This window comes from Polaromonas sp. P1_G1 (assembly GCF_056405595.1).
Genome location: NZ_JBFUBU010000130.1, coordinates 1 through 589, shown reverse-complemented (window position 1 = coordinate 589; position 589 = coordinate 1). Strand labels below are relative to the sequence as shown.

Below are 589 nucleotides of genomic sequence, written 5' to 3'. Positions count from 1 at the left end.
GACCGTACACCTGGCTGCCCACACACTGCTGTGGCACAGCACGCCGCGCAGCGCCACCTGGCAGTTTGTGGCCGATGACAACGCCCCAGCCCTGTGCGCCTACTGGCTGGGCTTTTCACCATCCAGCGCCACGATTGGAGGCTATCCATGACCGCCCTCACCCTCTGGCGCAACGCCAAACTTGCCACCCTGCACGGCAACACCCCTTGGGGGTGGATAGAAGACGGCGCGCTGCTCACGCAGGGCGACCGCATCGTGTGGGCCGGTGCGGCATCGACCCTGCCCACCGCCCAAGCCAAGCAGGTAGAAGACGAATACGACCTGGGTGGCGCGCTGCTCACGCCCGGCTTGGTGGACTGCCACACGCACCTGGTCTATGGCGGGCAACGTGCCGCCGAGTTTGAACTGCGGCTGCAGGGCGCCAGCTACGAAGAGATAGCCCGCGCGGGTGGTGGCATACGCTCCACCGTGGCGGCCACCCGCGCCGCCAGCGACGAAGAGCTGCTGGCCAGCGCCATGCGCCGCGCGCAAAGCCTGATGGCCGAGGGCGTGACCACGGTGGAAATCAAATCGGGCTATGGCCTGAGCG

The 589-nt window shown here is 67.4% G+C and carries 1 pseudogene; it reads left to right on the top strand.

The annotated features are described in order from the left end of the window. Positions 1–147: 147 nt before the first annotated feature. Positions 148–589: pseudogene (locus AC1D1Y_RS26070) on the top strand (imidazolonepropionase); the annotation flags it as partial.